The following is a 24,521-nucleotide window of genomic DNA, read 5'->3' as shown; positions in this document are numbered from 1 at the left end:
TATGGCCGGCCATATTGATGAGAAAAAACTAGTCATTGGTGCGTTAGTGATTATATTGATATCTTCACTTGCACTAGTGATTCTGCCTTATATCCAAATGAAACCTGTGCCAGCGCCTGCAGCATTGAAGCCTTACACAGACGTGCAAGCAAAAGGTCGCGAAGTTTATATGAGTTTAGGCTGCGTTTATTGCCACTCGCAACAACCGCGTGATCCGAAATTTGCTATCGCCGATGAAAAACGTGGTTGGGGCAGAGCGTCTACCGCAGCCGATTACGCCTATGACAAAGTGCATTTATTGGGCACCATGCGCACAGGGCCAGATCTGTTGAATATTGGCGCGCGTCAGCCTTCACAAGAGTGGCATTTAGGCCATTTGTATCAGCCACGTGCTTACGTGCCAGGCTCTATCATGCCAGCGTTTCCGTTTTTATTTGTAGAGCGTAAAGGTCAAATTGAACCAGGCGATGTTGTAGTTAACCTGCCGCCAGCCTTCAAAAAACCGGGCATTACGATTGTGGCAACCACCGATGCGATAAACCTTGTTGAATACATGAAATCGCTGGACAGGACTTATCCAATCAAAAAATCCATCTCTGAAAGTTTAACAACTGAAAAACCCGCTGAAACAACTAAGTAAATGGCGCAGATTAAAGGAAAACTACCATGAGTAAAAACTTAAACGAAGCGCAAAAGCGCGAAAAATTCGATCCTAACGAAGACAACAAACCATTGCCTTGGTTTATTACCATGACTATTGGCGCGCTAATTAGCTGGGGTTGCTTTTATATTAAAGACACCGTAATGCTAGACGCGCCAGAAGCGGGTGATAGCCGTTCGCATGAAGTTGCCGCGCTAGAATGCGCTGGCAGTACCGCAGCCAAAAAAGCCATTGATGGCGGCGCGATATTTCAAGCCAAATGCGTAGCTTGCCATCAAGCGAACGGGAAAGGTGTTCCAGGCGTGTTCCCACCGCTGGCTGGTTCAGAATGGGTAAAAGGGAAGCCAGAAGTATTGGCGCACATTTTACTGCACGGCATTAGCGGCAAATTGCATGTGGAAGGTGTTGAATATGCTGGCCAAATGCCGCATTTTAAAGACCAACTTAAAGATGATGAAATTGCCGGCGTATTAACGTATATTCGCGGCGAGTGGGGAAATACATCACCTGCAGTGGATGAAAAAGTAGTTAGCGAGATACGCGAAGCAACGCAATCGCGCACTACACCTTACAACGGCGACGATGAGTTATCAAAACTCTAACGGCTTTAATTAAGTCATTAAATTTAAGTGAATAATTTAAAATCTAATGTCCGCATTAACTAAAAAAAACCTCATTGCAACGCTACCTTTCCTGGTAGCGCTGTTTTGGGGTTTATGCTTTTTTAACATGACCAGCAGCTTTTCAAATCTCACGTTAGAATCAGAGCGAAAAGCCAATTTGTTTGCCACACAGCCTGAATTTTCGATGCACTTAACCGATGAAAATGGGCAAATTCTCATACTGTCTAATCTGGCAAAACAGCAAAACAAAACCTTGATCACACAGTTTATCTACACGCAATGCAAAACGCTTTGCTTAACGCTTGGCGATTACTTTCAACAAGCGCAAACAGCCATCAAAACGCAGGGTTTAGCGCAGAAAATACATCTAGTCAGTATCAGTTTCGATGTGAATGAGGATAATCCTGAACGTTTAAAAAGCTACCGCAAACGCATGCGCGCCGATGAGAATATTTGGTCGCTGGCTACTATGCAAAGCATGCAAGATTTAGCAGCTGCAAAACAAGATTTAGGCTTAATCGTATTGAAAACGCAATTTAAAGATTATGTACACAACAGCGCGTTTTTAGTGATTTCTAAACAAGGCAAGTTGCTGGGGATTTATGACGATGACGATATACAAGGCGCATTAATATTGGCGGCTAAACAAGGTTAACTATAGATGAGCCACCTTAAATTCAATCAACTAATCAACAGAAAATTAATTAACAATCCTGTAGTTTTATGGCTATTTATTTTGCTGGCAATCACGCCCTCAACGCCCATTTTCAAATACTTAATTGCCGACAGCATGGCATTTCATATGTTAGTGCAAATACCTTTGTTGATATTGGCAGGTTATTTGATTGGCAGATGTTTAAAATTACACCCCAACCCCAAATCGCTTTACATCATTTTAAGTTGCTGGCTTTGGTTTTTATTTGCCACCCTATTTTGGATGTTACCAATCAGCTTGGATAAAGCCTTACTCAGTTACGGCTGGGATTTTTTCAAGATAATCAGCTTGATGCTGTCAGGTTTATTGTTAACAATCGCACTTTCTAGCTCTAAAATACTATCGTTATTTTTTATCGGCAGCACGGTAATGATGCTGTTTTTTATTGGCTACTATTACCAAGATACAACCTTGCGGCTGTGTAACAGTTACCTTATCGAATCGCAACAAAACGCTGGTATTGGCTTAATCGCAATGGCTTTTGCGATTGTGTTTTTATGCGCTGCGGCGCTGTACAAAGAAGCTTAACCATTAAATTTAGCTAATATTTAAAAGCTATTTAAGACTTAAGTGGTATTAACTTAAAACCTTCTTTTTGCGTGTTCCAGGCTAAATAAACTTGCTGATGATATTGCAATAACTGCGGGTAATCTGCTTTATCAGCTGTGCTGGCGAGCTCTTTTGTATCGCTCCAACTTCTGCCGCCATCTTCTGAAAACATGCCGATTATTTTATTGTTTTTCGCTTCAATCTCATGCCAAACTAACCAAACGTGCTCATCACCCGTTTTGTTGCTAATACTTAAAATGGCAGGACGACCTGCCTGATTTTTGTTATTGCCGAATTTCTTAGCTGGTGAAGATGCCCACGCCACGCCATCCATGCGACTGTAATACAAACCTGGCCCTGATTTATCGCCCGCTTTATCATTAGCACTGGCATCTTTTCCATCAAAATAAGCAATGTGATATCCCCACCAATCTTTGCCTGCACCGCCAGCCGCTAACGCCCCGCCGTGATGTGGGCAGCCGTCAATTTGCCAATGCCCAAAAGTGGCACGATGCAGTTGAGGTTTTGCGTTTTCTTGCGGAATCTCTGCAATCATATGATCACGCTCACTGCTTTCAAACACATGTCTCCATAGTACAGCCATAGTACCGTCTGGCTTATTCGCGGTTACAATTCTGCAGCACTCACAACTACTATCCGCCAGCTTTTTTTCTGCTGCAAAACTTTCACCATGATTATTTGAAACCGCATAATAAATCGCTGCGCCATCATACTTTTTACCATCTTTTTTAGCGTTAACTGCATCGCGCTTATCAATCCACGTAACAGTGATTTTGCCGTTTGGGCTGACATTTAATGCATTAAAAGCGTGTGTTATTTCAGCACGATCCTGATGCACGATATAAGGCTTTTCAAAACTTTTTCCCGCATCGATGGAGCGCGCGAACCAGATATATCCAGCAAAATGTGTAGTTAAATTTTGCGTCCAAGTCAGGTAAATATGATTATCTGCGTCTAACGCAATATCTGGACGCGCCTCATTACTTGCGCCAATCTTTTGCGCGATGGGGTTCACTTTAGCTGGCGCTGAAAATGTTTTACCCAAATCGGCACTTTTATCCACCAATAAAAAACCGTCTTTAACAGATACGCGCCACAGATTACCTTTGGTATCAAATGCCACATCGGTTGCAGATAAGCCAGGTGCAGGATGTTGCATATGCGCTTCATGTGCAAAACAAAACATTGAATACAAAAACAAATATATTAGTAATAAAAATCTTTTAATCAATTTAAAACCTCATTTATTCAATCACTTAAACAATCGACTCAATCAAAAGTATTATTACAATTCAGATTAAGCCGATTACCTTAGCTATAGTTAACCTATTTTAATACTTAAATTCTGCACCGACATAAACGGAACGGCCATCGCCCGGCAGAAATAATGATTGGTTCGTGCCAGGTCGTGTCGCATCTAAAATCACGCTAGTTGAAGCTGCGTATTTTTTGTCATTCAAATTACGCGCATCTAAGAACCATGAAAAATGCTCATTCACTTTTTGACCTAGTTTCATGCCAAATAGCGTGTAACTATCGGCGTATAAGGTTTCTGCAAAATCAACCGCGTAGCGTTGCGGCGAAAACTCTACCGTTGGGCCGACATAAAAACCATGATTTCGATACATTAACTCGCCGCGCAATAAGCTTTTTTGTAAGCCGGGTAAATCGCGATTACCAAATGTATTGTCATTATCAAACTTGAATTGGTTGATCAACAAACTTTGGCGCCATTCTAAATGCCAAGGTAATCTGGCGGTTAAACCTAACTCAATACCCGCGTGAATGGTTTTATCGGCATTGGTCGTTTGCGTTGCTGCAGCTGGATTATTACCCGCTGCAAACACCGCAGTTTGCAATAACTCATTGTTTAACTTGGCGTAGTAGGCTGAAAAATCCCAGTCGATTTTTTCACTATTGCCGCGCGTGCCCACTTCAAATGTGGTGCCATCTTGCGCTTCTACGATGTTTGGCGTTAAACCACCAGTTAACTCGCCAAAAGATGGCGGCTCATAACTGCGCGACACATTGGCGTAAAACTGCACATTCGGTCGATAGTCATACAAAACACCTACTTTAGGATTCGTTTGCACATAAGTGGCATCAAAACTTTCATCTTGCGCGGCGCTGCTGAAAAATTTATCTTTTAATTGACGTTGCGAATGCGTGTACTGTAAACCGGTGACCAACGAAACATCTGGCAATATATAAAAACGGTTTTCAGCATAAGCTTCCAAATTTTTGGAACGGTTCTCCAGCTTATTTTGTCTTGCACCTCTTACGCCAAGATTGTTCGTCCATCTATCGTCATAACCTACGCCAAAACTTGGGTTAACACCTAAAATGAACTCATTTTTATGCCCAAAAAGTTCGCCTTCTTGCGAATATCTAGCCTCAAAACCATAGTCGTTCGTGTCTTGGTCTAACACTTGAAAAATAGGATGGAATAAATCTTTGTGCGAAAAATATGCGCTTAATTGTAAGTTGCTATGGTCGCCAATAAGGATATTGGTTTTGTTGGCAACGCGGATCAAATCAATATCGCGTTTTTGCTGGCCTGTAACTGTGCTCAAAAATGCAGCGCTAGGATCATCTTTCAATTGCGCTTTAGTTAAGTTACCCGGTAAATTTGAATCACTTTTGGCATAGCCAACATAGAAACGCGTTTCTATATCGCTATTGATACGATAGCCAAAGTTGGCATTGATGCGCTCGGTATTTTGCGTCGCATAATCGCGAAAACCATCCTGATTAAATGTGCTGCCGCTTACAAAATAATCGAAATCGCCCACTACGCCGCCAGCGCTTAAACCTAAACGGCGATAATCGAAACTGCCAGCCTCTGCACGTACGCTGAATTTTTCAGCATCATAACCAGATGGCGAAATAAAATTAATCGCGCCGCCCAAATTGCTTGCCCCATATCGCAACGCATTCGCACCGCGATACACTTCAATATAACGTGTTGCCATTGGCTCAATCGCTTGATAATCGAAACCACCATCGGCCTGATTCACTGGAATGCCATCTTGCATCAGCTTAATGCCACGCCCGTGGAACGTTCGTTGCAAGCCAGAACCGCGAATGGAAAGTCGTGTTTCTTCTGCGCCAAAACGCGATTGCGCCAACACGCCAGTCGCTAAACCAAGTGTATCTCTAAAATTTGAAACGCGGCCTTCGCGCACTTCATCTAAATCCACAATCGTTACGCCACCAGCGGTTTTGTTAATCGCTTGCTTTGCTTCTTCAATATTGGGTTGAGTAATTGGGCTTATTTTAGTCGCGCTGACATCCACTTCATCTAAGTGAATGGTTTCGTTGTGTTCTGCAAATGCGGTGTGTGAAAAGCCAATAGCTAATGCACTTAACACGCATAAATGGTTAGATTTAATCATTTAAAACTCCAAAAAATAGGGTTTATCGCAAACTGATTGCGACAAAGAAACGGATATTTTTAGAGTGTGCTAGGCGGGGCTTGCGAGGGAGGTGAAACGTAAGGACGGGATACAACAGTTGGTGCAGCGTATTGCGCAATTTGTTGTGCGGTTGCAGCTAATACGGCGATGATGAATGTGTTTGTCGCGGGCAAACTTGCAGTAACAGCAGCGTTGGAACAAAACGGACAATGTTCTAGATGCATTGCCATAGTTTTTGGCGATGATTTACTCACCACAAATTCGGTCGCCAATTGCTTGCCTTTGGTCGTCAGCACTTGAATCACTACTTTTTCGCCACTGCTGGTACAGACTTCTTGTGTAAAGCTATTACTGTTATTTTGAGCGGCTAATGCATGCGAAATGCTAGGTGCGACAGACGCAAAAATGATTGCGAAAAGCGCAATATGATGAATAAAACGAAATAGTCTTTTCGACAACATGTCGCGCATTGTACTTTTCAGCGCCACAGATTGCAACTTTCGCGCAGTAATGCCAAGCGATAATGCAATCAAGAAGTAATACAAATGAGTTAAAATTCCAAATAATTGATATTCATTTCAATCCCTAATATTTAAGAGATTAATCACATGGCAGCTGGCAGTTTACTTGCACTTTTAGACGATATTGCAACCATTTTGGACGATGTGTCAGTAATGACAAAAGTCGCCGCCAAAAAAACTGCTGGTGTACTAGGCGACGATTTGGCCTTAAATGCGCAACAGGTTGCTGGTGTAAAAGCAGAGCGCGAATTGCCTGTGGTGTGGGCAGTTGCTAAAGGCTCGTTTGTCAACAAACTGATTTTAGTACCTTCTGCTTTGGCAATTAGCTACTTTGCACCGTGGGCAATCACGCCGCTATTAATGGTTGGCGGCGCCTATTTGTGTTTTGAAGGCTTCGAAAAAATCGCGCATAAATTCTTACATAAAGAAGATGCCGCATCACCTAAAGCCGAAATCAAACTGGCGAATGAAGATGATAAAGTGGATTTAGTCGCGCTAGAGAAAGATAAGATCAAAGGCGCGGTGCGTACAGATTTTATTCTATCTGCCGAAATTATCGTGATTGCCTTAGGCACGGTGTCAACTGAAATATTCAGTAAACAGGTCACCGTTGTCACTTTGATTGCTTTAGTAATGACAATCGGTGTATACGGTTTAGTCGCTGGCATCGTTAAGCTGGACGATTTAGGATTGCACTTAATGCTTAAAAAAGGCGAAAGTTTTTTCAAGCAATTGCAACGAAAAATCGGCGCAAAAATTGTCGCATTCGCGCCCTATTTAATGCGCACATTATCTATTGTAGGTACTGCAGCGATGTTTATGGTTGGCGGCAGTATTATTGGGCACGGCTTTCCTGCCTTGCATCATATCAGTGAGAACATTTCAGCACATTTGCAGAATTTACCAGCCATTGGTGGTGTTTTAGCTGCAATTTCACCGATTTTAATCGATGCGATTATCGGTTTAATCGTTGGTGCGATCTGTGTCGCAGTGTTTGAAATAGTCAAAAAATTACTGCCAAAAAAGGGTTAACTTTTCTTAAATTTTACGATTAAAGTAAAGACATTAAAAGTGGAAATATTCAAAACTGTAGGGCTTTTTACAGTGACAGCGATTGCTGAAATTGTCGGTTGCTATTTGCCGTATCTATATCTCAAACAAGGCGGCTCTATTTGGTTATTAGCGCCAGCCATTTTAAGTCTAGGCTTATTCGTGTGGTTATTATCACTGCATCCCACAGCCGCTGGTCGCGTGTATGCGGCTTATGGCGGCATATATATTGGCGTGGCGATTATGTGGTTATGGGTCGTAGATTCAATCAAACCCAGCTTAACGGATTGGCTAGGTGCAGTTATTTGCTTGATAGGCGCAACTGTCATTATATTCGGCGCCAAAACCAGTTAATACTAGAAAAGCTAATACAAGGTCGGCTAATCTATTTTGCGTTTGCGTGACAAGCTAATAGAAGCTAAGCCAAGTATCATCATCGCGTAAGCAGATGGCTCTGGCACTTGAGTAACGAGCAAATTAACTTTGTCACCAGCATCTGCTTGAATAGTCAAAACGCCTGAATTAGGCACCAACGTAATTGCCCCGCCAACTCTATCAATCACTACGCTGGGCACATTCGTATTTGATGCAAATTGTATATTGCTGCCTGGCGAAATTTGGAATTGCTCCCAATTAACGACTAATTGTGGCTTTGTTTGAATGGGCGCTTGGTTACTCACGTTAACTTGGCTAGCCACATTAATTTGAGCGGTGTTAGTTAAAACCGTTGACCCTGTTGAACTAAGAGTGACAATGCCGTTTGGCGCATCCAACATGCCATTTACGAAAATATCTTTGCTGATAAGGTTAATGATGGGTGCACTTAATGTTGCATTTTCACCAACACTCAAAAAACCACCTGCCTTTAAATTAATCGACACATCGTTTTGCAACACACCATCTGTAAACGAAAAATCTCCATCACAACTCGCTTGATAGCCGTTATCTAGCGACACCACCAAATTTGAACTGCAACTAAAGCTCGGCGTTGTGGCGAATGCCAATTGAGGGAATAAAACAGCAACTACGCTGACAAAAAAAGCTGTTTTTATTGAGGCTGATTTTATTAAGAATTCACGCATGTTAATTCACTTTTTGGGTTAATTAACATGTTAAGTTACCAAACATGGTAAAGCTATGCGCCGATAAGACTAGGCTTTTAAATCTAAACTGTCACAAATTTGCTTATTGCAAATTATTTCTTAAAGCTCACAAGCAACTACTCAACTAGATGGCTTTGGGCTTTATAAAGCTATCCAACAATAGCAATGCCACACCAACACAAATCGCACTATCCGCTACATTAAAAGCTGGCCAGGCATAAGCTTGATAGTGGAAATGTAAAAAATCCACCACATAGCCCAATGTCAGTCTGTCATATAAATTACCAATCGCGCCACCTAACACTAAGGCCAAGCCTGTGCAAAAAAGTTTTTGGTTTTGGTGCTTTTTAAGCAAATAAGTAATGACTAAAATCGCCACAATTGAAATACCGCTAAAAAACCACTTTTGCCAGCCACCAGCATCAGCTAAAAAACTGAATGCCGCGCCTTCATTGTGATAGCGCACTACATCAAAGAAACTGGTCACCGTTAAATGTTCAGCATATTCAAATGCATTTTGTACTAAATGTTTGGTGTATAAATCCAGCGCAACCACAATCGCGCTAATACTTAACCACTTAAAAACCTGAATATTTTTAGGCATACTTTCTCACTTCGCCTGCACCGAACAGATTGCTCACACAACGTCCGCAAATAGTTGGATGTTCTGCGTGAGAACCAACATCAGCGCGGTAATGCCAGCAACGATCGCATTTTTTTTCTTTACTAGGGTTAACCTTTACCTTAGCTGCACTACCATTGTTATCAGTCCAAACATGCAACCTTACTTTTGAAGTAATAAACAAAAATCTTAAGTCATCACCAAATTTTTCCAATTTCTTGAACATATCTTCTGAAGCATAAATATCCAGCTCTGCCTGCAAAGATGAACCAACTAAACCTTGCATTCTCAAGTCTTCAATTTCTCTATTCGCTAAAATTCTTAATCCAAAAATATTTTGCCAGTTTGTAACTTCCACTTCACTTAGGCCATGTTTCGGCAATTCATACCAAACGTCTTCAAATACCGTTTTCTCTGCATCTAAACCTAAACTTTGCCAAATCTCATTTGCGGTAAAGCTTAAAATTGGCGCGATTAATCGCATAAATGCATGCGTAATATGATGCAACGCGCTTTGAGCGGCGCGGCGTGCGTGTGAATTCTCACCCGCTGTATACAATCTATCTTTCAAGATATCTAAGTAAAAACCACCTAAATCTTCTGAGCAGAAACTGACGATTTTTTGTACGGCCAAATGGAATTCGTAACGGTCGTAATCTGCCAGCACTTCTGTTTGCAGTTTTTCAGTTAAATACAGCGCGTATTGGTCGATTTCCAGCCATTCATTCACAGGTAGCAAATCTTTATTCGCATCGAAATCCGCCAGATTCGCCAATAAGAATTTCATGGTATTGCGAATACGGCGATAGCTTTCTGCGACGCGCTTCAAAATCTCATCCGAAATCGTTAACTCGCCAGAATAGTCGGTTGAAGCAGTCCATAAACGCAAAATATCCGCGCCGTAAGTGTCCATCACCTTTTGTGGCGCTACGACATTGCCTTTAGATTTACTCATTTTATGGCCAGCGCCATCCACCACAAAACCATGCGTTAATAAGGCGTTGTAAGGCGCACGGCCATCGATTGCGCAACCTGTGAGCAAACTAGATTGGAACCAGCCGCGATGTTGATCTGAACCTTCTAAATACAAATCAGCTGGAAAATTCAACTCTGGGCGACGCTTTAATACCGCCGCATGTGTCGCGCCAGAATCAAACCAAACGTCTAAGGTGTAAGTAACTTTTTTGTACTCGCCTGCATTGTCAGGTGCGTATTGCGCTAAAAACGCCGCGCCATCTAAACTAAACCAAGCTTCAACGCCTGTTTTTTCAACTAATAAACAAGCTTGCTCTAATAAAAGTGGTGTTTGCGGATGTGGCTGACCAGTTTCTTTATGCACAAAAAATGGCATCGGCACGCCCCAGTTACGCTGGCGTGAAACGCACCAATCTGGGCGATTTTTAATCATTGCCTCTAAACGTGCGCGGCCCCAGCTTGGGAAAAACTCGGTTGCATCGACTGCTTTATTAGCATGTTCACGCAAACTCGTTCCAGCCGCATCTTGCGAATTCATGCCGATAAACCATTGATGTGTCGCCAATTGCATTAATGGCGTTTTGTGGCGCCAGCAATGAGGGAAGCTGTGATTTAACCTTGCACTTGCTAACAAATTGCCGGTTTCCTGCATTTTGGCCAGAATCACTTTATTGGCTTCTTGGCGAGTTAACCCTCTAATTGCCTCAAATTCCACTAAATCACTGTTAAAGAACTTGCCATCACCGCCCATTAAGATGCGTGGTTTTTCATTCGGAAAATTAGCTTTCATCACCAGCCAGTCATCATTACCATGCGCTGCGGCAGTGTGTACTAAGCCTGTACCTGCGTCGGTTGTTACATGGTCACCGCAGATAATAGGTACTTGGCGGTTGTCGAAAGGGTGTTGAAGCTGAACACCTTTAAGATCAATACCTTGTTCGTGATGCTGGATTGTGTAAGCGAAGTTATGCATATCTTCACCTGAATGCTTTCCAAGTCGATCAAGAAAACTATTCATTAAATCTTCACAAACGATAAATACCTTATTTGCGTAAATACCTTTGTTAACCCTAATAAAAACATAAGTAAGGTCAGCGTTAACACTAACAGCTTGATTGGCAGGTAAAGTCCAGGGAGTGGTTGTCCAAATTACCGCATACACATCTTCTTCAATATATCTTTTGAAAGGCGCGTTATCGACAACTTTAAAACCCACATCAATCGCTGGCGAATTGACATCTTCATACTCCACTTCAGCCTCAGCCAACGCAGAGCCACAATCGACGCACCAATGCACTGGCTTACTGCCTTGATATAGATAGCCGTTTTGATTGATTTCACCCAAAGCGCGCATGATGTCGGCTTCGGTTTTAAAATCCATCGTTAGATAAGGATTATCCCAATCGCCCAACACGCCTAAGCGAATAAAATCTTTCTTTTGGCGTTCCACTTGTTCAGCCGCATAGGCGCGACAAAGCTCACGAAACTTAGCAGGGTCAATATTTTTTCCGTGTGTTTTTTCAACCACCAACTCAATCGGCAAGCCGTGACAATCCCAGCCCGGCACATAAGGCGCATCAAAACCGCTTAGGGTTTTGGCCTTAATGATGATGTCTTTTAAGATTTTATTCACCGCGTGACCGATATGAATATCGCCATTTGCATACGGTGGGCCGTCGTGCAGAATGAATTTAGTTTTACCTTTACGTGATGCGCGAATGCGTTCGTAGAGTTTTTTATCTTGCCATTGTTTTAACCAAGCGGGCTCACGTTTGGCTAAATCACCACGCATAGGAAACGGTGTTTCAGGCTGGTTGATTGGATATTTGTTTTGGTCTTTATTTTCTTCAGTCATCTCAAATCTCGGAAATCTCTTATATCTTTTGAACTGTCATTACTTTGGCAAACTGCCGTCATTCTGGCTTAAGAGAAAATGACGCCACTAAAAAATTCTCTTGCTGCAATCACGTCTTGTGCAATTTGCGCTTTTAATGCGTCTAATCCGCTAAATTTCATTTCATCGCGTATTTTGTGCAGAAACTCTACATGTACATGTCTACCGTATAAATCCTGATTAAAATCAAGAATATGCACTTCTAATGATAACTTTGGCACACCTGTAATCGTTGGACGTACACCTAAATTTGCAACGGCATTCAAACCGTCCAATTTTACTGCATATACACCCGTTAAGGCAGGCCGCTCATGCTTGATATGAATATTCGCTGTAGGAAAACCAAGCTCTCTGCCTCGTTTAGCGCCGTGCACCACTTTACCGCTGATACTGTAATGACGGCCAAGCAACTCTGAAGCGAGCTGTAAATTGCCATAAGACAAAGCATCGCGCACACGTGTGCTAGATATGCGCTCATTAGCAAAGTTGATGGGGGCGAAATCGATTAAGTCAAATTGACTGGCTTTTAAATCGGCAATCGTGCCAGTGCGTTTGGCACCAAACCTAAAATCTTCACCCACCAAAATGGTGTTAACTTGCAATTTTTTGCTTAATACTTCATCCATAAAAACTTGTGCACTAATCACTGAAAAGCGCTGATTGAACGCACATATAAATGTTTTTTCTACGCCAGCAGCGATAAAATGCTCCAGCTTTTCACGTAAGTTACATAGTCGGCTTGGTGCATTCAATGGTGTAAAAAACTCACGCGGATGCGGTTCAAACGTCATCACAGCGGGCGTCAAGTTTTTGGCCTTTGCGACTTCAATCAAGCGCGCTAACAAAGCTCTATGCCCTAAATGCATGCCATCAAAATTGCCAATCGCCAATGCTAGCGGCGGCTGTAGCGTTGCAGGAATATGTCTAAATACTTGCATTAATGCTTCACTCGACGCATATAATCTCGCGGCCTAAAACCTAGCAAAAATAACGTTGCAAAATAACTGAGTCCGCCTAGTGCAATCAAACCACTAATATAAAGCAAGCGTTTCATCAATCCAAAATGCAACCAATCGCTGGCATCGCCCATTGCAAAATACAGCACCACAGCCATCACGCCCAACGCACAAAATAGTTTAATCAAGAAAAACAACCAGCCCGCTTGCGGCTTATAAACCTGCGATTTACGTAAATGATAAAAAAGTAGTCCAGCGTTGATGCAAGCGCCCAAGCCAATTGCCAACGCTAAAGCGGCATGATTTAAATGCAAGCCAAAGATAAAAGCCAGATTCATCAACTGTGTTGTCACCAAAGTGAATATCGCGATTTTTACCGGCGTCTTGATATTTTGCCGCGCATAAAAACCGGGCGCTAAAATCTTGACAAGAATCAAACCCAGCAAACCAATACTGTAGGCAATCAGTGCTTGCTGCGTCATCGCAACATCAATCGCGGTAAATTTTCCATAGTGAAACAGCGTCGCTACCAAAGGTGTAGCCAACACGGCCAGCGCGACTGCGGCAGGCGCGGCTAAAATAAAGGTCAAACGCAAGCCCCAATCTAGTAATTGTGAGTATTCCCTATCATCGCTTCCTGCATAGGCTTTAGATAAACTAGGTAACAATATCGTACCCAATGCAACGCCCAATACGCCGGTTGGAAACTCCATTAAACGGTCTGCGTAATATAACCAACTCACCGAACCTGTTGCTAAAAATGAAGCAAAAATAGTGTTAATAATCAGCGAAATTTGTGCGACTGAAACACCCAAAACCGCAGGACCCATCAGTTTCAATATGCGCCAAACGCCTTCGTCATCGCGCTTAAAATCAAATTTGGGCAGCAAGCCGATTTGCTTTAAAAAGGGGATTTGAAAGATTAACTGCAAAAAACCACCAACAAATACCGCCCAAGCCAGTACTTTTATTGGCTCTGCGAAATGATCGGCAAAGAACAATACCGCAGCAATCATAGCAACATTCAACCAAACTGGCGTGAATGCTGGAATGCCAAAACGATTATAGGTATTGAGTACGCCGCCCGCCATCGAAACCAGCGAGATAAAGAAAATATATGGGAAAGTGATGCGCAATAACTCAACCGTCAATTGCATTTTGTCTGGTTCGGCTTGGAAACCAGGCGCGATCAACGCGACGATCCAAGGCGCAGCCAACATACCTAGCAGAGTGACGCCGACCAAAATAACTCCTAGCCAAGTCGCTACGCGGTTAATTAAATTGTGCGTTTCATCAAATGTTCGCTGGCTTTTATACTCCGCCAAAATCGGCACAAAAGCCTGGCTGAACGCACCTTCTGCTGATACGCGACGTAATAGATTGGGAATCTTGAACGCAACGATAAACGCATCGGTCAACATGCCTGCGCCAAACACTCGTGCAATAAGCGTATCGCGCACAAAACCCAATATGCGCGAAACAAACGTCATGCTGCCAACTTTGGCTAAGGCTTTGAGTAAATTCATTTAATCGTGAATAATGGGTGGCTAGGCTGAATAATCAGTATTTTAACATGGCAACGTTAGTTTAAATATTCTGCAAGGTGAATCTGTATATTTAGACGGGTTTAATGCATGTATTTAATCTGTCTTTATAATGAAGGATACTGGTGAAGCATTTTTTAATGATTAGTTCTTGCCAAACACCTTAAAAAACACTATTATGCACGGTTTCGTATTAACACCCAGCTTAAGCATTAGGACAATTAACACATGGCAAATACCGCACAAGCACGCAAACGCGCGCGTCAATCCGTAAAAGTAAACGCGCACAACTCTGCACTGCGCTCAACGCTACGTACTGCAATTAAAAAAGTACTTAAAGCGGTAGAGTCTGGCGACAAAGCTGCTGCGATGGTTAGTTATCAAGAAAACGTGAGCGTGATTGACCGCATCGCGGATAAAAAAATTATTCATAAAAACAAAGCTGCGCGTCATAAAAGTCGCCTAACTGCAGCGATTAAAGCATTATCTGGTGACGCACCTGCAACGCTGGCAAAAAAAGCCGCGCCAAAAGCAAAAGCAGCACCTAAGGCTAAAGCAGCTGCAAAAACGGCGACTGCAAAACCAAAAACTGCAGCTAAACCTGCAAAAACTAAAGCTGCTGAATAAGTTAGATTCTAGTCATCAAATAAATTGGTGATTAAATAAAAAAGCCTCGCATGCGAGGCTTTTTTATTGGTAACTGTCATTATCGTGATTAAGTTATCCCATTTTTTGATGTATTTTATGTGTTAACTTTCACCAACTCATCATCCAACATTAACCAGATTAACCTTATCAATTCACCCGACATTTAATTCACTGCGCGCAATCAACGCGGCATTTAAAACTGCTTGTTTGTCTTGCCCAATCACTGTGAAATGACCCATTTTCCTTGCTTTACGCGGCTGCTCTTTGCCATATAGATGTAACTTTAGATTATTGTGAGCTAAAGCTTTATCCCAAGCTGGCTCAATTGCATTTACCCAGCTATCCCCCAAAATATTCACCATCACCGCATTGCTATGCAAACTTGCACTTCCCAATGCCAAGCCAGTCATCACACGTACTTGCTGCTCAAACTGATTGGTGATACAGGCATCGAGAGTGTAGTGGCCAGAGTTATGTGGCCGCGGTGCAATTTCATTCACTAACAATTGATTACCAACTACAAAAAATTCAACGCCCAATACGCCAGCGTAATCTAACTCGTTCGCTAATTTTTTTGCCAGCTCCTGCGCGTTAGCTTTAATCACTTCGGAACATCTAGCCGGTGCAATACTGATGTCTAAAATACCATTAAGGTGTGAATTTTCAACCGTAGGAAAAGCGGCAATATTACCTTGCGCGTCACGCGTCAAGACAACGGAGACCTCTAAATCCAACGGTAGCATTTGCTCTAACACGCAAACTTCTTGCTTAAACTCTTTAAAAGCATGTTGCGCTTCAGCCTGATTTTTTACACGAGATTGACCTTTGCCATCGTAACCAAAACGCGCCACTTTCAAAATCGCAGGATACAACTCACTACCATCGTCAGGCAAATCAGCCGCATTATTAATGACGGCAAATGGCGCAACTGGCAAACCCGCTTGTTTAATGAAGTTTTTTTCTAATACACGATTTTGTGCGATTGCCACACATTGCGCGTTCGGGCGCACAATCGTTGATTCAGCTAATTTTTCTAATGTAGCGGCTGGCACATTTTCAAATTCGGTTGTCACGGCGGCACAAGTTTCTGCCATTATTTTAAGCGCAGTAGTGTCATTGTAAGTCGCACACAAATGCACATCTGCTATTTTTCCTGCTGGGCTATTTTTATCTGGGTCAAGTACTGTTACTTTGTAACCCATTTCATGTGCGGCAATCACAAAAAAACGGCCCAATTGTCCACCGCCAAGCATACCTAACATGGCTGGTGGGCTAATAATTTGAGCTAGACTTTCTTTATCTAAACTGACTTGGTTTGGTAGCGTTTGCCTTTTGGTCATGGTTTCTCACTCAACTCCATGGCATGCACTTTATCGCTTTGTTTTACCCTAAATTCCGCCAATTTTTTCGCTAATGTCGCATCATGATTCGCCAAAATAGAGATGGCAAACAAGCCCGCATTTGCTGCACCAGCATCGCCAATCGCAAAGGTGGCAACTGGTATGCCTTTTGGCATCTGCACGATAGAAAGTAAAGAATCTTGACCTTGCAAATGTTTACTTGGCACCGGCACGCCCAACACCGGCAATGTGGTTTTAGCGGCAACCATACCAGGCAAATGCGCCGCGCCACCTGCACCGGCGATAATAATTTGGTAACCTTGTTTGTGTGCATTTTCTGCGAATTCAAACATTAAATCTGGTGTGCGATGTGCAGAAACCACTTTCGCTTCATAAGGCACACCAAAATCTGCTAGCATTTGTGCGGCATTTTTCATCACAGGCCAATCGCTGTCGGAACCCATCACAATGGCGACTAAAGGTTTATTCATTTCAGCATTCTCACTAATAAAGTTTTTTGAGTTAAATAATGATTAAGTTATCTCGATGGATTAACTCTGACTCTTCTACGTAACCCAAAATATGTTCAATTTCGCTGCTTGCGCTACGTTTGATGCGACGTGTATCGCTCGAATTATAATTCACAATACCACGTGCCACTTCAATACCAGACTCGTTCACGCATGAAACCACGTCACCACGTTCAAAACGTCCTTGCACTTCAATCACGCCAATTGGCAGTAAACTTTTCCCATCTGTTTTTAGCACTTTTACCGCGCCAGAATCTAACACTAATTTACCACCTAAGCGCAAATGGTCAGCCAACCATTGTTTTTTTGCTAGTGTTTTAATTTGGGCCGCTTTCAAATGCGTGCCGATTGCTTCGCCCTTACTCAATCGCAGCAAAACATCTGGTTCTCGGCCTGATGCAATAATCGTATGCGCGCCACTTTTAGCTGCACGTTTTGCTGCCAATATCTTAGTTAACATGCCACCAGTGCCAACATTGCTGCCAGCGCCACCAGCCATTTTTTCTAAATCAAGATTTCCAGCAGTCTCAAAATTGATAAATTGTGCCGTTTTATCTTTGCGTGGGTCAGCAGAGTAAAGCCCTTGCTGATCGGTTAATATCACCAGCGTGTCGGCCTCAATCAAGTTCGCAACCAGTGCGGCCAAGGTGTCGTTATCACCAAAACGAATCTCTTCCGTCACTACCGTATCGTTCTCGTTGATAATTGGAATCACGTTTAAAGCCAACAGGGTTTTTAATGTACTGCGCGCATTTAAGTAACGTTTTCTATCGGATAAATCATCATGCGTTAGCAAAATTTGTGCGGTGTGCAGACCGTGTAGCGCAAAACAACTTTCATACATTTGCACTAAACCCATTTGCCCTACCGCCGCGGCGGCTTGTAGCTCATTTACCTCAACTGGACGCTTCTTCCATCCAAGTCGCTGCATACCTTCTGCCACTGCGCCGCTTGAAACCAGCACAACTTGCTTACCTTGTTTAACCAGCGCGCTGATTTGTGCAGCCCAAGCTGCAATCGCAGCTCTATCCAAACCCTCGCCATTATTTGTGACAAGGCTAGAGCCGACTTTTACAATTAAAGTCTTGGTATTATTCAGTAATGATTGGCTCATTTTTAACTTGTTCTAGTGACGCTATTTCTGTCGTTTCTACTTCAAGTGCGGCTTTTTTAACTTCGTCCAAGTGGTCCATCATCGCGTAAGTCAACTCTTTACAACCTACACCACTAATAGCAGAAATGGCAAATACAGGGCCTTTCCAGCCATAATCTTTAACGAATTTCTTCACAACATCTTTGCTATCTTGCAGCATGTCGGTTTTGTTCAACACCAACCAACGCGGCTTGTTATATAACGCTTCGTCATATTTTTTAAGCTCATTCACAATCGCTTTGGCTTCGGCAACCGGGTCAGTAGCTTCATCAAACGGTGCAATATCCACCAGATGTAAAAGTAGTGAAGTACGCGCTAAATGCCGTAAAAACTGATGCCCCAGACCCGCACCTTCTGCCGCACCTTCAATCAAACCAGGCACATCAGCAATCACAAAACTGCGCTCTGCATCCACTCGAACCACACCCAAATTAGGATGCAATGTGGTGAAGGGATAATCAGCAACTTTTGGTTTTGCAGCAGAAACGGAACGAATAAATGTCGATTTACCGGCATTTGGCATACCCAACAAACCAACATCGGCTAACACTTTAAGCTCCATATAAAGCTCAAACTCTTCGCCCGGCTCACCTTTAGTACACTGACGCGGCGAGCGATTGATAGACGATTTAAAATGCACATTACCTAAACCGTTATTGCCACCTTTTGCCAGCAATACTTTGCGACCGTGCGCATCTAAATCAACGATCATACGCTCAGTGGCTTTATCTGAAATAACTGTGCCCACTGGCACACGCAAAATAGTATCTTCACCTTTTGCACCGTAACACTCTGCGCCGCGACCATTTTCGCCGCGCTGCCCTCTAAAGGTTCGCGTGTAGCGGTAATCGACTAGCGTATTGATGTTACGGTCAGCAATAGCATAAATTGAACCGCCTTTACCTCCGTCACCGCCGTTAGGCCCGCCCATTGGCTCATACTTTTCGCGCCTGAACGTGGCAACGCCATTGCCGCCATCTCCTGCGTAGACCTTAATCGTTGCTTCATCAATAAATTTCATAGCTTAGTGTGTACCGAGTGTTAGGCAGACCAAATATAGAGTGTACCTGATGTAGGTATACCGAATATTTAGAGTGTACCAAATAAAAAAGCCCCATCAAACGATGAGGCTTTAATAAAATTACTTAAATTTAAACTGCAACAATGCTTACAGTGTGGCGTTTTAACGCGCCTTTAATTGCAAAAGTAACTTTGCCTTCAATTTTTGCAAATAGCGTATGATCTTTACCCATACCAACGTTTTCGCCAGCGTGCATTTTAGTACCACGTTGACGCACGATGATGCTACCTGCTGAAACAACTGTTTCACCAAATGCTTTAACACCTAAACGTTGTGAGTGTGAATCGCGACCGTTACGTGAACTACCGCCTGCTTTTTTGTGTGCCATGATTTAATCCTTTAATTCTTCAGTGAATTTAATAAATTCACGGTTTTATATTCTAAAGTTTAGGTTATTCTGCCGCTTTAGGCGCTTTGGCTTTTGCTGCTTTTGGAGCAGATGCGCCAGCCGCTAAAATTTCACCAATTTGAATCTCTGTAAAACTTTGGCGATGGCCTTGTGTTTTACGATAATGTTTACGGCGACGAAATTTGAAAATCATCACTTTATCTGCACGGCCATGTGAAAGCACAGTTGCGCTCACAGTTGCACCAGCAATCAAAGGTGCGCCAATCGTTGTGTTTGCTGCGTCAGAAATCATTAACACTTTGTCAATAACCACTGTAGCACCAACATCACCAACGATTTTTTCTACTTTAATTCTCTCACCGGCAATTACTTTGTATTGTTTGCCACCTGTTTTAATTACTGCGTACATGGTTTTGACCTTACTTCTACACGTTCAAATGAATCGCGCATTATACTTAAATTACAAGATTTAGCAAATATAAATGTGCGTTAATCCACTATATTACAGGCTTAATCACTTTAATTAAAATCCTTCCCAAAGACACTCGTTAATACAACGCCATAGACGCATCTTGCTTGTGTTAAAATAGCAAAAATTTAATTGGTTTATTTTGTGGCGTTAAATAACATTCAATCTTCGATTGCGCTTGATATGCAAGCCGTCGACTCAGTCATTCGTCGCTCACTTCACTCCGAAGTGACCTTAATTAACACCATTGGTGAACACATTATTAATGGCGGCGGCAAACGATTGCGCCCATCACTGGTATTATTATCAGCTGGCATTTTTGGCCCGATTCAATCGCACCATCATGAGCTTGCCGCTATCGTAGAATTTATTCACACCGCTACATTGCTACATGATGACGTGGTAGATGAATCCGCCATGCGCCGCGGCAAGAGTACTGCAAATCACCTGTTTGGCAACGCGGCGAGTGTATTAGTCGGTGACTTTTTATATTCACGCGCATTCCAAATGATGGTGCAATTAAAAAACATGCGCGTGATGGAAATTTTGTCTGAAGCAACTAATGTCATTGCTGAAGGTGAAGTGCTGCAATTATTGAATATTCATAATGCAGATATTAGCGAATCACAATATATAAAAGTGATTCACTATAAAACAGCCAAATTGTTTGAAGCTGCCATGCGCTTGGGCGCAGTTATTAATAATGCCAGCCGCGAAGATGAGGATGCACTAGCGCTGTATGGCATGAAACTTGGTACTGCTTTTCAGTTAGTCGATGATGTGCTCGATTTAAGTGGTGACGTGGCAAAAATTGGTAAAAACTTAGGCGACGATTTAAGTGAAGGCAAACCTACCTTACCTTTGTTATATGCCATGCATAAAAGCGCACCTGAAGATGCTAGCGTTGTGCGCAAAGCCATTCAATTGGGTGGTTTAGAAAATTTGAATGCGGTACTTGCCGCTGTGAAAACGACGAACGCTAGTGAATATGTATTAAATTTAGCAAAATCAGAATCCGAAGATGGCTGTGCTGCAATTGCGCATCTGCCAGATTCTGTTTATAAAAAAGCCTTAATAAATTTAGCGACTTTTGCGGTTAACCGCTCTTATTAGTTGATATTTTGCTACATTAAAGCAGTGGTTAATTAGTTGAATTAGCTATTATAAAAACTAATTCAACGTAATCGGCTCGCCACTTTCAGCATGGTAATAACTTAAATGCGCACAATCACTGGTGCCGTTAGTTAATGTGCCATCAAACAAAGCTTTTCCATCCACATCTACCACCGCATAACCATTATGGTAAAGCGTCACTTCTGCTAATTTAATCTCAGCCGATTTAACTGCAGTTGATTTAGTTTCGATAGCTTTATTTTTAGCGCGAGCAGACTCATGGCCATGCAATTCGCGTAGCGCAAAACTAATGCATGTTTCTTCTTCATCTTCGCCATAAACTTCCCATTGCTTGCCACCTGTTAGCTGTTTTAACCAGCCAGGCAAATCCACCTCTACGCGGCAAATAATCGGCTCATCCCATGCGGGATGATTGATATTATTCAGCTCAACTAGCTCTTTACTATTTAATTGCGATTCTTTTTGATTGGTCATATTGTTTCCTAAACGCTTACATCATCATTTCAATGTTAAATGGTGACTGCTTCGCTTAAATTCAAGCTAGATTTACATTAACCTGAATATTCTTTTCAATACTTAAAGCAATACTAATAAACACTTAAGCAATATTGACGCCACACTTTAGCAAAAGTTGCACAGTTTGTTTAACGATGCGATGATTGCGCTAGTTTATATCAACTTTTGAGTTGTGTTCGCGCCAGTAAAACGCCAACTATTAAGGGAAACCATGTTTGATTTTTTAATACCGCTATCTGATTTACTACGCGCCGAACCAATTGTTTTTGTGACAGTTTCAGTCATATTTGGCCTGATGGTTGGTAGCTTCTTAAATGTGGTGATCCATCGCCTGCCAATCATGATGGAGAATACAGAAGAAGCGTATTTTCAGCAGCGCCAAGCCGCTGTAGCCAGTTTAAGCGAAGCTGAATTGAACGCATTACCTCAGCCGCCAAAATATAATATCGTCACGCCACGCTCTGCCTGCACCAAATGTGGGCACAAAATAAGTGCATTAGAAAATATTCCGATCATCAGCTATTTAATATTAGGCGGAAAATGCAAAGGCTGTAAAACGAAAATTAGCGTGCGATATCCGTTAATAGAAGCATTAACTGGCGCGGTAATTGGCGCAGCCGCGTATGTTTATGGCTATGGCGGCGCGACGTTTTTTATTTTTACATTTATTTTTGCGTTAATCGCACTCACGTTTATTGATTTAGATACTTTTTTACTGCCAGATGACATCGTTTTGCCACTACTTTGGCTTGGGCTTTTATTCAACTTAAATACAGGATTTACGGATTTGCAATCCGCTGTAATCGGTGCAATGGCTGGTTATATGGTTTTATGGCTTGTATTTTGGCTATTTAAACTAGTCACAGGCAAAGAAGGCATGGGTTACGGTGATTTTAAATTGTTAGCTGCAATCGGCGCTTGGTTTGGCTGGCAAATATTGCCTGCTGTTATCCTATTAAGCTCTGTAGCTGGCGCATTGATTGGCATTGGCTTGATTTTATTCAAAGGCAAAGGTCGCAATACAGCGATTCCATTTGGGCCATTTTTAGCACTTGGTGGCATTGCAGCACTATTTTTTGGCCAGCAACTGGCTAGCTTTTATTTGCCGCACTAAGGGCAAACTAGTATTGGAAAATGATGTATGTTGTTGCATTAACAGGTGGCATTGGTAGCGGCAAATCAGAAGCCGCAAAGATATTTGCTGAATTTGGCGTGTCAGTCACTGATGTAGACAGCATCTCACACCAATTGACTTCTGCAAACCAACCTTTAGTAGATGTTTTGGCTGCTAATTTTGGCCATCAATACATCATGCCAGATGGCGCACTGAACCGCAAAGCCATGCGTGATCTGGTATTTACAGATCAAAACGCATTAGAAAAATTGAATGCGATATTGCATCCTGCTATTTACGACCAAGCAATCAAGCAATTACAGCAAAATGCCAATGCGCCGAATCAAACATTACCGTATCAAATTTTAGTAGTGCCACTTTTATTTGAAAGCCCGCGTTATTCACCGCACATCAATCGCATTTTAGTCATCGATTGTGATGAAAAAATACAGATTGAGCGCGTTAAAAACCGTAGCAACTTACCAGAATCACAAATTATGCAAATAATAAAAGCGCAAACATCTCGCAAACAACGCTTAAAATTGGCAAATGATGTGATTGAAAATAACGAAAATATCGAAAAATTGCGCGAAAAAATAATGCTCACTCATAAAAAATACATTAATACTTGCATACTTAGCAAAACAATCTCATAATTCACCTCAATTTACTATTATAAGTAAGCAGACTTTTTATACGCTACGATGTCTAGCTACGAATTTCCATTTAACGAACGTATACGCACACTGTTGAGATTAGAAGATCTCTTCTCAAAAGTCTTGCTTAACGTTGATGCTGGTCATCAGCACAACCACCATAGCGCGCTCATTTCACTGTTACAAATGTTGGATATTATCGATCGCGCCGATCTTAAAATGGATTTGGTGCAGGAATTAGATCGACAGCGACTATCTATGCAAAACCTGCGTGGCAACCCGGTAATAGCAGAAGCCGCGTTAGACAAAATACTCAAACAAATTGGCGCATGCTCGACAACTTTGCGTAGTGAAAGCTTAAAGTTAGGTCAGCATTTGCGGGAAAATGAATGGCTGATGAGCATTAAGCAGCGCGTGAATATTCCAGGCGGCGTATGCCAGTTTGATTTACCTTCTTATCATCATTGGCTAAATCTCGACAGCGCACGCCGCAAACAGGATTTTGACGGCTGGCTAACTAAATTAATGCCAATGTACGATGCGATTAAAACGATTCTGCAGATATTACGCGGTAGCGGCGTGGCTTCTAAACTGCATGCTGACAATGGATTTTTCCAACAAATGCTTGGCGGCACTAAACCTGCGCAAATGTTGATTATTCAAATGGACGATGATTGCCCGTGTTTTCCTGAAGTGAGCGCCAACAAATACGCCATCAACGTACGTTTTAATGGTTTGGATTTTGTACAAAGGCCCAAACAGTGCGACCATGCTATCGACTTTACGATGACCCTATGTAATCTTTAGTGTTTGCTATAATATTTTATGGCTGTATGAATCTCCAGAGTAAATCTTAAGTATCAATTTTAAAAGTTAGTTCG

At 42.3% G+C, this 24,521-nt stretch carries 26 protein-coding genes; 11 read left to right on the top strand and 15 right to left on the bottom strand.

What is annotated here, in order from left to right; all coding sequences use genetic code 11:
- The first annotated feature begins 1 nt into the window (after position 1).
- From METVE_RS0107275 to METVE_RS0107260, 4 genes are all read left to right on the top strand, one after another.
- Complete coding sequence (locus METVE_RS0107275) at positions 2-640, top strand: cbb3-type cytochrome c oxidase subunit II (protein ID WP_020167804.1); 639 nt, start codon at positions 2-4, stop codon at positions 638-640.
- A 26-nt stretch (positions 641-666) separates the two neighbouring features.
- Complete coding sequence (locus tag METVE_RS0107270; RefSeq protein WP_020167803.1) at positions 667-1,263, top strand: c-type cytochrome; 597 nt, start codon at positions 667-669, stop codon at positions 1,261-1,263.
- 127 nt (positions 1,264-1,390) lie between these two features.
- Positions 1,391-1,939 carry an SCO family protein gene (locus tag METVE_RS0107265; protein WP_232415428.1) on the top strand — a complete coding sequence of 183 codons (549 nt, stop codon included), beginning with the start codon at positions 1,391-1,393 and terminating at the stop codon, positions 1,937-1,939.
- Between the two features lie 6 nt (positions 1,940-1,945).
- Positions 1,946-2,527, top strand: coding sequence for a hypothetical protein (locus tag METVE_RS0107260; RefSeq protein ID WP_020167801.1), 582 nt, complete (start codon positions 1,946-1,948; stop codon positions 2,525-2,527).
- A 31-nt stretch (positions 2,528-2,558) separates the two neighbouring features.
- On the opposite strand, the gene METVE_RS0107255 is transcribed toward METVE_RS0107260, so the two are convergent.
- The 3 genes from METVE_RS0107255 to METVE_RS0107245 form a co-directional block, all read right to left on the bottom strand.
- The gene (locus METVE_RS0107255) at positions 2,559-3,755 is read right to left on the bottom strand and encodes a sialidase family protein (RefSeq protein ID WP_020167800.1); all 1,197 of its coding nucleotides are present in this window, start codon (positions 3,753-3,755) and stop codon (positions 2,559-2,561) included.
- 145 nt (positions 3,756-3,900) lie between these two features.
- Complete coding sequence (locus METVE_RS0107250) at positions 3,901-5,964, bottom strand: TonB-dependent receptor family protein (protein ID WP_020167799.1); 2,064 nt, start codon at positions 5,962-5,964, stop codon at positions 3,901-3,903.
- Between the two features lie 59 nt (positions 5,965-6,023).
- Entirely contained in the window at positions 6,024-6,518 is a 495-nt protein-coding gene (locus tag METVE_RS0107245) for a DUF2946 domain-containing protein (protein ID WP_020167798.1), read from the bottom strand.
- Between the two features lie 75 nt (positions 6,519-6,593).
- Here METVE_RS0107245 and METVE_RS0107240 point away from each other — a divergent pair, with 75 nt between their 5' ends.
- Both METVE_RS0107240 and METVE_RS0107235 read left to right on the top strand, forming a co-directional pair.
- The gene (locus METVE_RS0107240; RefSeq protein WP_020167797.1) at positions 6,594-7,538 is read left to right on the top strand and encodes a DUF808 domain-containing protein; all 945 of its coding nucleotides are present in this window, start codon (positions 6,594-6,596) and stop codon (positions 7,536-7,538) included.
- Between the two features lie 39 nt (positions 7,539-7,577).
- Complete coding sequence (locus METVE_RS0107235; RefSeq protein ID WP_020167796.1) at positions 7,578-7,910, top strand: YnfA family protein; 333 nt, start codon at positions 7,578-7,580, stop codon at positions 7,908-7,910.
- Positions 7,911-7,936: 26 nt separating this feature from the next.
- Here the strand turns inward: METVE_RS0107235 and METVE_RS0107230 are convergent, their stop codons facing one another.
- From METVE_RS0107230 to murJ, 5 genes are all read right to left on the bottom strand, one after another.
- Positions 7,937-8,638, bottom strand: a complete 702-nt coding sequence (locus METVE_RS0107230) for a PEP-CTERM sorting domain-containing protein (RefSeq protein ID WP_020167795.1) — start codon at positions 8,636-8,638, stop codon at positions 7,937-7,939.
- Between the two features lie 145 nt (positions 8,639-8,783).
- Complete coding sequence (lspA, locus tag METVE_RS0107225; protein ID WP_020167794.1) at positions 8,784-9,263, bottom strand: signal peptidase II; 480 nt, start codon at positions 9,261-9,263, stop codon at positions 8,784-8,786.
- Positions 9,256-12,111, bottom strand: a complete 2,856-nt coding sequence (gene ileS, locus METVE_RS0107220) for an isoleucine--tRNA ligase (RefSeq protein WP_020167793.1) — start codon at positions 12,109-12,111, stop codon at positions 9,256-9,258. Before ileS ends, lspA begins: the two co-directional genes overlap by 8 nt.
- A gap of 68 nt (positions 12,112-12,179) precedes the next feature.
- Positions 12,180-13,088 carry a bifunctional riboflavin kinase/FAD synthetase gene (locus METVE_RS0107215; protein ID WP_020167792.1) on the bottom strand — a complete coding sequence of 303 codons (909 nt, stop codon included), beginning with the start codon at positions 13,086-13,088 and terminating at the stop codon, positions 12,180-12,182.
- Positions 13,088-14,632 carry a murein biosynthesis integral membrane protein MurJ gene (gene murJ, locus METVE_RS0107210; protein ID WP_020167791.1) on the bottom strand — a complete coding sequence of 515 codons (1,545 nt, stop codon included), beginning with the start codon at positions 14,630-14,632 and terminating at the stop codon, positions 13,088-13,090. Before murJ ends, METVE_RS0107215 begins: the two co-directional genes overlap by 1 nt.
- Before the next feature lie 246 nt (positions 14,633-14,878).
- On the opposite strand from murJ, the gene rpsT reads away from it, so the two are divergent.
- On the top strand, positions 14,879-15,277 hold the full coding sequence (rpsT, locus tag METVE_RS12580) for a 30S ribosomal protein S20 (RefSeq protein ID WP_020167790.1): 399 nt from the start codon (positions 14,879-14,881) through the stop codon (positions 15,275-15,277).
- Positions 15,278-15,450: 173 nt separating this feature from the next.
- Here rpsT and METVE_RS0107200 read toward each other — a convergent pair whose 3' ends face one another.
- From METVE_RS0107200 to rplU, 6 genes are all read right to left on the bottom strand, one after another.
- Positions 15,451-16,638, bottom strand: coding sequence for a 5-(carboxyamino)imidazole ribonucleotide synthase (locus METVE_RS0107200; protein WP_020167789.1), 1,188 nt, complete (start codon positions 16,636-16,638; stop codon positions 15,451-15,453).
- Positions 16,635-17,129, bottom strand: a complete 495-nt coding sequence (purE, locus tag METVE_RS0107195; RefSeq protein WP_020167788.1) for a 5-(carboxyamino)imidazole ribonucleotide mutase — start codon at positions 17,127-17,129, stop codon at positions 16,635-16,637. The genes METVE_RS0107200 and purE overlap by 4 nt, the downstream gene beginning before the upstream one ends.
- A 31-nt stretch (positions 17,130-17,160) precedes the next feature.
- On the bottom strand, positions 17,161-18,282 hold the full coding sequence (proB, locus tag METVE_RS0107190; protein ID WP_020167787.1) for a glutamate 5-kinase: 1,122 nt from the start codon (positions 18,280-18,282) through the stop codon (positions 17,161-17,163).
- Complete coding sequence (cgtA, locus tag METVE_RS0107185; protein ID WP_020167786.1) at positions 18,260-19,342, bottom strand: Obg family GTPase CgtA; 1,083 nt, start codon at positions 19,340-19,342, stop codon at positions 18,260-18,262. Before cgtA ends, proB begins: the two co-directional genes overlap by 23 nt.
- A gap of 130 nt (positions 19,343-19,472) precedes the next feature.
- Positions 19,473-19,730, bottom strand: a complete 258-nt coding sequence (gene rpmA, locus METVE_RS0107180; protein WP_020167785.1) for a 50S ribosomal protein L27 — start codon at positions 19,728-19,730, stop codon at positions 19,473-19,475.
- A 64-nt stretch (positions 19,731-19,794) separates the two neighbouring features.
- Positions 19,795-20,160 carry a 50S ribosomal protein L21 gene (gene rplU / locus METVE_RS0107175; protein WP_020167784.1) on the bottom strand — a complete coding sequence of 122 codons (366 nt, stop codon included), beginning with the start codon at positions 20,158-20,160 and terminating at the stop codon, positions 19,795-19,797.
- Between the two features lie 243 nt (positions 20,161-20,403).
- On the opposite strand from rplU, the gene METVE_RS0107170 reads away from it, so the two are divergent.
- Entirely contained in the window at positions 20,404-21,333 is a 930-nt protein-coding gene (locus METVE_RS0107170; protein WP_198290322.1) for a polyprenyl synthetase family protein, read from the top strand.
- A gap of 57 nt (positions 21,334-21,390) precedes the next feature.
- Here METVE_RS0107170 and METVE_RS0107165 read toward each other — a convergent pair whose 3' ends face one another.
- A complete protein-coding gene (locus tag METVE_RS0107165; RefSeq protein ID WP_020167782.1) occupies positions 21,391-21,828 on the bottom strand; it encodes a hypothetical protein in 438 nt (145 codons plus the stop codon).
- Positions 21,829-22,081: 253 nt separating this feature from the next.
- Here METVE_RS0107165 and METVE_RS0107160 point away from each other — a divergent pair, with 253 nt between their 5' ends.
- The 3 genes from METVE_RS0107160 to zapD are packed head-to-tail and all read left to right on the top strand — an operon-like array spanning position 22,082 to position 24,447.
- Positions 22,082-22,984, top strand: coding sequence for a prepilin peptidase (locus METVE_RS0107160; RefSeq protein ID WP_020167781.1), 903 nt, complete (start codon positions 22,082-22,084; stop codon positions 22,982-22,984).
- Positions 22,985-23,004: 20 nt separating this feature from the next.
- Positions 23,005-23,640: a dephospho-CoA kinase gene (gene coaE / locus METVE_RS0107155; protein ID WP_020184215.1), complete on the top strand. Its 636-nt coding sequence runs from the start codon at positions 23,005-23,007 to the stop codon at positions 23,638-23,640.
- Positions 23,641-23,688: 48 nt separating this feature from the next.
- Entirely contained in the window at positions 23,689-24,447 is a 759-nt protein-coding gene (zapD, locus tag METVE_RS0107150) for a cell division protein ZapD (RefSeq protein ID WP_020167779.1), read from the top strand.
- Positions 24,448-24,521 lie beyond the last annotated feature (74 nt).

The organism is Methylotenera versatilis 79, from assembly GCF_000384375.1.
In the GTDB taxonomy this organism is placed as follows: domain Bacteria; phylum Pseudomonadota; class Gammaproteobacteria; order Burkholderiales; family Methylophilaceae; genus Methylotenera_A; species Methylotenera_A versatilis_B.
Note: the sequence above shows the minus strand (reverse complement) of the source record. Positions and strands in the feature narration are given on the sequence as shown.

What these genes read in the sequence shown, in the direction of transcription:
- proB (WP_020167787.1), bottom strand. Translation starts at nt 18,282, where the DNA reads ATGAGCCAATCATTACTGAATAATACCAAGACTTTAATTGTAAAAGTC.
- METVE_RS0107215 (WP_020167792.1), bottom strand. Translation starts at nt 13,088, where the DNA reads ATGCAAGTATTTAGACATATTCCTGCAACGCTACAGCCGCCGCTAGCA.
- METVE_RS0107250 (WP_020167799.1), bottom strand. Translation starts at nt 5,964, where the DNA reads ATGATTAAATCTAACCATTTATGCGTGTTAAGTGCATTAGCTATTGGC.
- zapD (WP_020167779.1), top strand. Translation starts at nt 23,689, where the DNA reads ATGTCTAGCTACGAATTTCCATTTAACGAACGTATACGCACACTGTTG.
- METVE_RS0107275 (WP_020167804.1), top strand. Translation starts at nt 2, where the DNA reads ATGGCCGGCCATATTGATGAGAAAAAACTAGTCATTGGTGCGTTAGTG.
- METVE_RS0107265 (WP_232415428.1), top strand. Translation starts at nt 1,391, where the DNA reads ATGACCAGCAGCTTTTCAAATCTCACGTTAGAATCAGAGCGAAAAGCC.
- METVE_RS0107255 (WP_020167800.1), bottom strand. Translation starts at nt 3,755, where the DNA reads ATGTTTTGTTTTGCACATGAAGCGCATATGCAACATCCTGCACCTGGC.
- coaE (WP_020184215.1), top strand. Translation starts at nt 23,005, where the DNA reads ATGATGTATGTTGTTGCATTAACAGGTGGCATTGGTAGCGGCAAATCA.
- METVE_RS0107230 (WP_020167795.1), bottom strand. Translation starts at nt 8,638, where the DNA reads ATGCGTGAATTCTTAATAAAATCAGCCTCAATAAAAACAGCTTTTTTT.
- purE (WP_020167788.1), bottom strand. Translation starts at nt 17,129, where the DNA reads ATGAATAAACCTTTAGTCGCCATTGTGATGGGTTCCGACAGCGATTGG.
- rplU (WP_020167784.1), bottom strand. Translation starts at nt 20,160, where the DNA reads ATGTACGCAGTAATTAAAACAGGTGGCAAACAATACAAAGTAATTGCC.
- METVE_RS0107170 (WP_198290322.1), top strand. Translation starts at nt 20,404, where the DNA reads ATGCAAGCCGTCGACTCAGTCATTCGTCGCTCACTTCACTCCGAAGTG.
- rpsT (WP_020167790.1), top strand. Translation starts at nt 14,879, where the DNA reads ATGGCAAATACCGCACAAGCACGCAAACGCGCGCGTCAATCCGTAAAA.
- rpmA (WP_020167785.1), bottom strand. Translation starts at nt 19,730, where the DNA reads ATGGCACACAAAAAAGCAGGCGGTAGTTCACGTAACGGTCGCGATTCA.
- murJ (WP_020167791.1), bottom strand. Translation starts at nt 14,632, where the DNA reads ATGAATTTACTCAAAGCCTTAGCCAAAGTTGGCAGCATGACGTTTGTT.
- lspA (WP_020167794.1), bottom strand. Translation starts at nt 9,263, where the DNA reads ATGCCTAAAAATATTCAGGTTTTTAAGTGGTTAAGTATTAGCGCGATT.
- cgtA (WP_020167786.1), bottom strand. Translation starts at nt 19,342, where the DNA reads ATGAAATTTATTGATGAAGCAACGATTAAGGTCTACGCAGGAGATGGC.
- METVE_RS0107165 (WP_020167782.1), bottom strand. Translation starts at nt 21,828, where the DNA reads ATGACCAATCAAAAAGAATCGCAATTAAATAGTAAAGAGCTAGTTGAG.
- METVE_RS0107200 (WP_020167789.1), bottom strand. Translation starts at nt 16,638, where the DNA reads ATGACCAAAAGGCAAACGCTACCAAACCAAGTCAGTTTAGATAAAGAA.
- METVE_RS0107240 (WP_020167797.1), top strand. Translation starts at nt 6,594, where the DNA reads ATGGCAGCTGGCAGTTTACTTGCACTTTTAGACGATATTGCAACCATT.
- ileS (WP_020167793.1), bottom strand. Translation starts at nt 12,111, where the DNA reads ATGACTGAAGAAAATAAAGACCAAAACAAATATCCAATCAACCAGCCT.
- METVE_RS0107160 (WP_020167781.1), top strand. Translation starts at nt 22,082, where the DNA reads ATGTTTGATTTTTTAATACCGCTATCTGATTTACTACGCGCCGAACCA.
- METVE_RS0107270 (WP_020167803.1), top strand. Translation starts at nt 667, where the DNA reads ATGAGTAAAAACTTAAACGAAGCGCAAAAGCGCGAAAAATTCGATCCT.
- METVE_RS0107260 (WP_020167801.1), top strand. Translation starts at nt 1,946, where the DNA reads ATGAGCCACCTTAAATTCAATCAACTAATCAACAGAAAATTAATTAAC.